Source organism: Lentilactobacillus senioris (genome assembly GCF_026798195.1).
Taxonomy (GTDB): domain Bacteria; phylum Bacillota; class Bacilli; order Lactobacillales; family Lactobacillaceae; genus Lentilactobacillus; species Lentilactobacillus senioris_A.
This window is the reverse complement of sequence record NZ_JAPQEZ010000014.1, coordinates 1-8,028: the sequence shown is the minus strand read 5'-3', so window position 1 is coordinate 8,028 and position 8,028 is coordinate 1. Positions and strand designations below refer to the sequence as shown.

Annotated in this window: 8 protein-coding genes and 2 pseudogenes; all 10 read right to left on the bottom strand. The window is 43.3% G+C overall.

The features are described from left to right. A pseudogene (locus OXT66_RS09265) lies at nt 1–997 on the bottom strand (VirD4-like conjugal transfer protein, CD1115 family); the annotation flags it as partial. Beyond that, nucleotides 889–1,248, bottom strand: a complete 360-nt coding sequence (locus tag OXT66_RS09260; protein WP_419146389.1) for a type IV secretory system conjugative DNA transfer family protein — start codon at nt 1,246–1,248, stop codon at nt 889–891. The gene OXT66_RS09260 and the pseudogene OXT66_RS09265, both read right to left, overlap by 109 nt. A gap of 1 nt (nt 1,249) precedes the next feature. Continuing rightward, nucleotides 1,250–1,720: a conjugal transfer protein gene (locus OXT66_RS09255; protein WP_268597030.1), complete on the bottom strand. Its 471-nt coding sequence runs from the start codon at nt 1,718–1,720 to the stop codon at nt 1,250–1,252. Nucleotides 1,721–1,722: 2 nt separating this feature from the next. Beyond that, nucleotides 1,723–2,091, bottom strand: coding sequence for a thioredoxin (locus tag OXT66_RS09250; RefSeq protein WP_268597029.1), 369 nt, complete (start codon nt 2,089–2,091; stop codon nt 1,723–1,725). After that, nucleotides 2,078–2,695, bottom strand: coding sequence for a hypothetical protein (locus tag OXT66_RS09245; protein WP_268597028.1), 618 nt, complete (start codon nt 2,693–2,695; stop codon nt 2,078–2,080). Before OXT66_RS09245 ends, OXT66_RS09250 begins: the two co-directional genes overlap by 14 nt. Before the next feature lie 13 nt (nt 2,696–2,708). Continuing rightward, nucleotides 2,709–3,863: a phage tail tip lysozyme gene (locus OXT66_RS09240; RefSeq protein ID WP_268597027.1), complete on the bottom strand. Its 1,155-nt coding sequence runs from the start codon at nt 3,861–3,863 to the stop codon at nt 2,709–2,711. After that, nucleotides 3,864–5,282: a conjugal transfer protein gene (locus OXT66_RS09235; protein ID WP_268597026.1), complete on the bottom strand. Its 1,419-nt coding sequence runs from the start codon at nt 5,280–5,282 to the stop codon at nt 3,864–3,866. After that, nucleotides 5,275–7,290, bottom strand: a complete 2,016-nt coding sequence (locus OXT66_RS09230; RefSeq protein ID WP_268597025.1) for a VirB4 family type IV secretion system protein — start codon at nt 7,288–7,290, stop codon at nt 5,275–5,277. The genes OXT66_RS09235 and OXT66_RS09230 overlap by 8 nt, the downstream gene beginning before the upstream one ends. 11 nt (nt 7,291–7,301) lie before the next feature. Continuing rightward, a complete protein-coding gene (gene trsD / locus OXT66_RS09225) occupies nt 7,302–7,961 on the bottom strand; it encodes a TrsD/TraD family conjugative transfer protein (RefSeq protein ID WP_268597024.1) in 660 nt (219 codons plus the stop codon). After that, nucleotides 7,930–8,028, bottom strand: a pseudogene (locus OXT66_RS09220) (conjugal transfer protein); the annotation flags it as partial. The gene trsD and the pseudogene OXT66_RS09220, both read right to left, overlap by 32 nt.

Here is an 8,028-nt window from a genome sequence, read left to right as displayed (position 1 = left end):
CGGTCACGTCATTAGCGGCATTTAAGCAAATTTTAACCGCATGATTACCTAAGATACTTTCGGCCTTATCCTTGCCATACAAGGCTTGTAGCTGGGTTAAGGTCTGACAAATGGTCGTCACGCCAATACCGTACCCCCGGCACGTCGCTAGAAATTCTTCGTACTTGGGAAACTTCCCTAAATTGACAAATTCATCAAGGATAAAGTCAACTTGGTGGGGCAATTTAGCGTGATGATCGGCGGCTAATTTGTATAATTCATCAAACAATTGTGAGAAAAATAGATTGATGAAACTTTCATAAGTGTTATCCATCACCGGAATAATCACATATAGCACAACTTTGTCGTTGCCAATCTCTTTTAAATCAAAATCTGAAAAGCTGGTAAAATCAGCCACTTCTTTGTCAACGAACTTCGAGATGGTCGCCAACAAGCTTTCAATAATACTGGCCTTCATTTCGCCTTTGGCCTTTTTGAACCCTAACTCATAAGCGCGTCTCGCTGGATCAGACATGGTTAGATCAAGAAACAGGGTGTCTAACGGACTATCTGCGCCCTTTTCCTCGGCCTCCACATCGTTTTCTTGTAAGACTTGCGTTACACCGGCCAAGTTCCTTTGGTCGGGCGCGCGGTGGTTCATAACAAACAGGATTAGTGCCTTCAAAAGTTGCCGCTGGGTACTGAACCATACGTCTTTTTTGCCTTCGGCATTTTCACTCTGAACGATCTTCGTGGCGACGGTTTCAGCTTGAATATCCCGTTGAATATAATCAAAAGGATTGTAGCGATCACTGTGCGCCATGTTGGCAAAGTTGACGACATGCACTTGATAACCCTGGGCTAGTTTGATACCGGCCGTCTTTTCGTATAATTCACCTTTCGGGTCAGTTACCACAATGCTGTTCTCCGTTTCGTTAAACAGGTTGGTAATGACGACTGACTGGGTCTTATATGATCCAGGGCCCCCGACCACAAAAATGTTCCGGTTGGGTTTGGTACNGCAAAGTTGACGACATGCACTTGATAACCCTGGGCTAGTTTGATACCGGCCGTCTTTTCGTATAATTCACCTTTCGGGTCAGTTACCACAATGCTGTTCTCCGTTTCGTTAAACAGGTTGGTAATGACGACTGACTGGGTCTTATATGATCCAGGGCCCCCGACCACAAAAATGTTCCGGTTGGGTTTGGTACTATTATTCTGGTAAACAATCCGTTTATCCACGATCCCTAAAATTGTCCCATTCATGTTAATCTGCCCCCTTCGCTGACTTTTCTCGATCCACTAATGATTTGAGAATTTCTGCCTTGGTACTCTTGTTAAATGCTGTGGTGAGGTCTTTGGCATTGATACTAAAGTAATGGTCACTCAACTCTTTTAGATCACCCCAGGTCGCACTCCCGTGGGTTTCAGTGTCCGCAGTTTCCCACGCTTTATGTTTGCTATTTCGTTTCAAGGCAAAATAGATGGTGTATAGGATCACGGCGACACTGACAATAATTAGTACTGGGTTCTTTTGGCCCAAATACAAGTTGTAATAATGCCAGGGGTGTAAAGCTAATTGTTTTAACACCGTTGGCATATGATCCGCAAAAGTTAGTTTATAGCGCGACAAGGCCATGACGGATCCAGCTAAAGTCTCCGCTAAATACAAGCCAATGATTAGCGTTAGTAGGTACGGCCAACTGGCTTTAATCACAGCTATGCTTCTATCTTTCATTGCTAATCACCTACGATTCGTTTAATTTGTGACGGTTTGGTGCCAGCATACCGTTGCTTGCCATGAATCAAGGTTGGGACTGACGTTAATTGATATTGCTGAATGTAATGCCGATTCTTTGGCTGATTCATGTTGATAAAAATGATGTTGCGACTGATGACGTTATGCCAATAAATCTGATGAAAGATTGATTGGCAATCTGGGCAATCATCACGGTAAAAGAACAGGACTTTGTTAGCATGCTTAGCTAGCGTCACAACTGATCGCTGCTTTTCCACGTGATTCACATATTGATGACTAGCAAAACCACTAACGGCTAAAACCACCACGATTACCGGTAGGGCCTTACCAACCCGCTTAATTAAGGTCACTGGCTTTAAAACTACTACCTAAATTTTGGACCGCGGTGATTCGATCCGTGGTGGTATCGAAAGTCACCTGATAAAGCACCGTCGCCTTTTGCCAGTCGTTGTCGCCACTCTTACTTTCATAACTAATGACGGCCAAGCCCTTCATGTTTTGCCCCTGCTTACTTTGCGTATACAGGTTCAGTTGATTTAACTTAGCTGAAACACTATTGCTATCACCATATGTGCCCTTATTTGAAAAGTATTGCTGGTACAACTTGTCGGAAATCAAGTCTTTAACGCCATCTTTACGCTGACCGTAGGTCTTGGGCTTAAAGTTATTCATGACGTCAAAGAACTTGGTGACCACCGTATTAAAGCTCAATTCAGCCTGACTTTTGTCTTTATTATTTTGGTAGGTCTTATAACTGTCAATTTGGGTGCTCAATAACTGCTTTTGTTGGTTGGCTTTAGTCAATTGCTGGTTAACTTGGCGCTTCTGTTTTTGTAGCCGACTAATCTGCTGTTGTGCCTGTTTAACTTGGCTATGTTGATAGGCATTCGCCCCTAATGACATGATTAAGATCAAACTACCAATCGCAATACTTAAAACCATGCTGCGTTTCATTTACTCGTCCTCCTTACTTCTTGATTGGCCGGGCTAACGTTACATCGCTACCGTTCAATAAACTATAAAAAGCGGTGCCAAAAGTGCTTTCGTTAACTTTATCACCCGTACCACCTTGCTCAATAATCTTGGTGGCTTTACCTTGCCATTTATCTAGCAGAATGGCAGTGTGACCGTTGTTTCCGGCTCCCGCACCTTGATTGACGATGACAATATCGCCGGCCTTTGCGTCATTTTCACTGATCTGTTTCAGATATTGATGGCTGCCTTTGGCGTCACTGGCCATCGTGCCGGTAAACCAGCCCATGTTGGCCGGTACCTTGTAACCAGCCTTATTCAAGGCTAACCAGACAAAGCCTGAACAATCTGTCCCACCGGTTTTGTTAGGATTCTTTAAATCGCTACCTAAATCGGGGCTAGGGTGGGTTTGAACATAATAGAAGTCGCCCTTCATACTTTCCGCGTTTTTAACAATGCTGCCACCGGAATAGCTCGGGTCACTATCACAACCTAGTTCGGTCAGATTGCCGGAACTTGCATTATCTAACGTATTACCGGCCACGGGATCACTTGCACCCAACATGGAATACCAATGATCGGCATAACCGTATCTTTGGCTTAAATACCATTGTTCCGGGTTCTTACTCATACCCTCGTAATCCATTAACCAGGCTTTGGTCGCTTTATGCACGTCCGTATATTTAAAAATCTGCTTGTTTGACGCATAGTAACTACTGTTCAATTCTTGGTCGAGATAATCCAACTGTACCCCGAGATTGGTCGCTGGTTTATTTTCTTTATGGGCTAAATCTTCCAGTTTATCTTTTCGACCACCTAACCACTGGGCTAAGCCCGTGGCCCCGGAACTGGAATTAACGGACTTGGGATCAAGGCGACTTTCTAGTTGTAAGACCCCCAAGATACCGGCGGCCGCTTGTGGGGTGGCACCATACTTTTGTTTCCAGTGGGCATAGATGTTTTTGGCATTTTCTGTCATGCTCTTACTATCTAACTGTGTTTCTGTAGTGGTTGAGTTATCACAACTGTTTTCTTGTAGCTGACCAGTAATCGCGGCGATTAGCAAGATGATTAGCAGAAGGGCGCCACCCACAATATAAGCAATCAACTTCCACTTCTTTTTCTTATATTCGAAAGACAGTACTTGCATTTAATCACCCACTTTGTGCTTGGCCTGATCAACTTGTTTTTGCGCTGCTGATTGGTCACTCTGCGCATTCTTTAAGTCCGACTTAGCCGAATCCACCTTCTTGTCTTTATCCTTATCTTTACTGCCATCAATCTTGTTGGCGTCATCTAACTTCTTTTGGGCGTCGCTAACTTCGTTCTTAGCAGAGTTGAGACTTAATAGCGCTTTGAGATACTGGGCTTTAGGGCTGTTCACCCCAGCTAATTTGGTTTGGACGGTCTGGGCGTCTTGCGTATCGTTATGGGCTAGGAAGGCTTGTCCCATTCTCAATAAAACATCAGCGTTCGTCGTAAAGGATAATTGGTTATTAAGCGTATTGGTATCATAATTAACAATCGCTTTTTCGAGTTTCAATTGATCTTTTTGCTTACTCGTCGCCTTAGTTGGTAACTGCCAATCGGCCACTTGACTGCTATCTTGGTTGGCATAAGCCGCATTAACAACCTTGTTCAACTGACTTGGGTCAACGTTTAAGGCTTGCTGGTACTGACGATGCTTTAAAAAGACACTGACTTGCTTAGTTAAAGGATAGCCGGCCCGTTTCATATCTTTTTGCGCTTCCGACCACTTTTGATCATTTAAAGCGGTCTGAATTTGACCGCTATATTTTAATCGCGTGACCTGGGCTTGGTTCTGGTTAGCTAAGCTTTGATACTTTCGTTCGTCACTTTTATGGACTAAGCCGACGGCCAAAACGGCCACAATCGCCACCCCGGCCATACTCAACCATAAACGTTGTTTGGTTTTCTGCTGGGCCGTTTCAACTTCCTGCCATTCGTGATAGCTCACAAAGTCCTCAATGCCATTAACCACTTCCGTTAACTCATTTAACGACGTAGCTTTAGCTACTTGTTGTAAATAGTCGTCCGGGTGTTTGGCCAAGGCTTCTTGGGGATTGCTTAGTAGCCGTTCATAGGGCGTCCCCGTCAAGCAAAACAGAATCAGTGCTTTGTATTTGGCTAAATTGCTATGCTTGTCATCATAAGGCATGAGTTCATTGGCCCGGTAGGCGTACCAAACATGTTGCATTGGGTAATACCACAGGTTAGCTGGGTTCAACGCAATGTGATACTGGCTATCGTTAACCACCTTTTGCGTCATGATTTCCTTGGCAATCGCTGACCGGATTGCTTTATTTTCATGTGGTAATTCCTTTAATGATCTGACCTTATCCGGCAAGATATAAGTTAAAACAACCTTCTGGTCTTGCTCAACCACGTTAACTAACTGTAAGAACTTGGCATCAGCTTCCTTTAATTCGTTTAGCTCACTCAACTGGTCGTATCGAAACTGATTGTGATTGAGTTCGAGAATTAACTTGTTTCCCTGTCGCTTGAACGTGCCAACCTCGATATTTAATAGCTGATTTGATTTACTCATTTAAAGTCCCTCCTTCCTCCTCGGTGGTAGTTAAAGCGTCAATTTCACTAGGTGTTAAGACCACGCGCTTTTGATAATCCGGTTGTCCGGCTGTCTCACGGTGATATTTTTTTTGGTAAGCTTCTGGGTCGATTAGTCGTAGTTCTTCTTCGGTCAACTCGACACGCATAAAGGCGCGTTGGCTACCATAGATCATCAGGGCTTCGCCTTGTCGTCTGCGTTCTAGTAGCTTCTTTTCTTTATCCGAGAACGTCATACGCAATTTGGTAATCACATCATCAACGCCTTTACCGTCAAGACCAAAGAACACTTTGGTGTAGGAGTTCCCAATAATGGCTTCACCAATGTTCTGCCCGGTATCTGTCGTGCCTTCGATCACATCTTGAATTTGCTGCGTTCCGGCAATGGCTCCGGCATTGTACTTTCTAAACCGCTTGTAGGCTTGATGGAAAAAGGTTGCGGCCGCTTTGTGTAAGGTCAAAAAGTGAAATTGATCAACAAACAGTTTTTTGCGGCTATGCCGATCTTTAGTGATTTCGTCCCACAAATATTGGAAGGTATTTAGATAGGCGGCAGATTGGACTTCCTGTTCACTTTGCAGGGGTTTTAAATCAAAGGAAATGATCTTCCCCTTTAAGTTAACGTTGGTGTGTCCGTCAAATAGGCTGTTAGAGCCATGGGTATAACTACCTAAGATGTAGTAAAAGTCTTTAACCCGACTGAATTTGTCAGTGTCCTTATCTGCCAGTTTTTCCAACTCATCATAAACATTGGATAAGGTCGGCCACTGATCATCTTTAATTTCTTTTAAGCGGCTATATTTCAAAACGCCACTGTTGACGTAAGCTTGTTTAACGACATCATCAAGGATTGCCAGTTCAACTTGGGTAATCCCGGTTTTAAGGACTTCAAAGAACCCCTTTAATCGCTGGATTTTGTCTTTGACTAGTAAATCAAGGTTCGTGACCGCTTCATCAGCGCTGAGGATTTCTTCGGAAAAGATTTGGAGCGGATTAATTTTGTACTTAGCATTCGAGGTTAGGTGCAAGACTGCCCCACCTAGGGCTTCGACAATCTTGGTATATTCGTTTTCCGGATCAATAATGTAGATTTGATAGTCTTGAATGGCGTAGCGTAGGATTTTCTGAATCATATAGGTGGTTTTACCAACCCCGGACGTCCCGATAATGACTTGATTTTGATTAAGGGTCTTGTTGCGATCCAACATATCTACGGCAATTAAGCTGTTCGTATCTTTGTTAACCCCTTCAATATCGCTTCTCGGCTTCAAGTCCAAAATTTCTGCGTCATCAAAGGGAAACATGCTGCTGGCAACTTCGGTATTACTTTCTTTGTACGTGTAATCCCCCATGAGGTTCTCGTTAATTGGCATGGTTGACCAAAAAGCTTGAAAGGTTGCTTTAACGGGCACTAGCGGTTTCATTTGTAGCTTAATCAACGTATTCTTGACGTTTTCGGTTAAATCGTCTAGCTCTGCTAAACTATTGGCCCGCAGATAAACCAGCATATGTTGATAGACAAATGTGGTAGAATTATCAAGGTATTTATCTAGTTGCATATTGGCCGAATCAATATAATTTTGCAGAATCTTCTTTTTATACGGGTCGAACGTATTGAGCTTCTGCGCTTCCTTATTTTGAATCGTCTTCTTGTAATAGGTAATCATTGAATTGTTACTGGCGCTGTCGATATATTGCACAATATCGATAACGCCTTTTTTGCGCTTTAACTCCGATAACCAGTTGCCATACACCCGCTTAGGATAGTCGGCAATCGCTAACACCCGAATAAAATTCTCGCCCGACTGGACGTAGGTGGGGTACTGTTCCCAGCTAAATGGAAATAGTGAATGCAAGCTATCGCGATCAATCAGCTTGGTAAAGTCTTCAACCTCCGGTTTATGCTTGTTAACTGCTGGTTCAATATTTTGCTGACTTTCTTTCTTGGTTGGCATGAACAAATCAATGACCTTATCGCCAAAACTCATACTGTTGCCTCCTATCCATTGAAATTGATCAAGTTCTTTAAAATCTCTTGGACTTCTTGACTAGTCAAAGCTTTGGCTGTCACATCAAAATCCGTTAACGCATTTTCAATGTCTCGTTTAACCTGTTCGATCTTTTCGTCTAAATGAGTGACCGCTAGGTTTAAGCTCTTAACACTTTTGTCTTTAATTGGCACCTTAACGATTAGCAGGTGTTGCTTAGTCGTCATGTTTTTGGATTCTTGGACTTTAGTAAAGTGATCCAAGTAACTGGCCATTAATTGGATTTTGAACTGTTGCTCGGGGTGATCTTTTTGTAAAGTGAGATACCGCCGTTTGAGACCATTGAGATAAGCCGTCATATTGACGGGAATCGTCGGCTCTAAGAACTGTAAGGTGTCATCAACCCCTTCACCTAAGGTGCTCATCAGAAACGCACCATAGTCCTCAAAGACGTCTTGCTGTTCGGTTTCATTAAGTAGATCCAGGTTGATCCCACTAACTTCCAAAATGCCAACGAGATTACCCGTTTTGGTAACTTCGTAGTTACCATACATACCCACCACCAAGCTCATGTCATCAATGGTCTCTTTGCCACCATTGATTTTAGGCGGTTGGTAATCCCAATCGAGCTTCACTGATTTATTGGCGGTTTTGCTCTTCTTCAAACGCATTTAGTTCACCTCGCTTCTTCGGTTTTAAATAAAACAGTTTCTGACCATTGGCATAGCGGCGTTTCAA

Bases quoted from the DNA above. Each gene is read 5' to 3' on its own strand.
- OXT66_RS09240 (WP_268597027.1), bottom strand. From the start codon at position 3,863: ATGCAAGTACTGTCTTTCGAATATAAGAAAAAGAAGTGGAAGTTGATT.
- OXT66_RS09255 (WP_268597030.1), bottom strand. From the start codon at position 1,720: ATGAAAGATAGAAGCATAGCTGTGATTAAAGCCAGTTGGCCGTACCTA.
- OXT66_RS09245 (WP_268597028.1), bottom strand. From the start codon at position 2,695: ATGAAACGCAGCATGGTTTTAAGTATTGCGATTGGTAGTTTGATCTTA.
- OXT66_RS09230 (WP_268597025.1), bottom strand. From the start codon at position 7,290: ATGAGTTTTGGCGATAAGGTCATTGATTTGTTCATGCCAACCAAGAAA.
- trsD (WP_268597024.1), bottom strand. From the start codon at position 7,961: ATGCGTTTGAAGAAGAGCAAAACCGCCAATAAATCAGTGAAGCTCGAT.
- OXT66_RS09235 (WP_268597026.1), bottom strand. From the start codon at position 5,282: ATGAGTAAATCAAATCAGCTATTAAATATCGAGGTTGGCACGTTCAAG.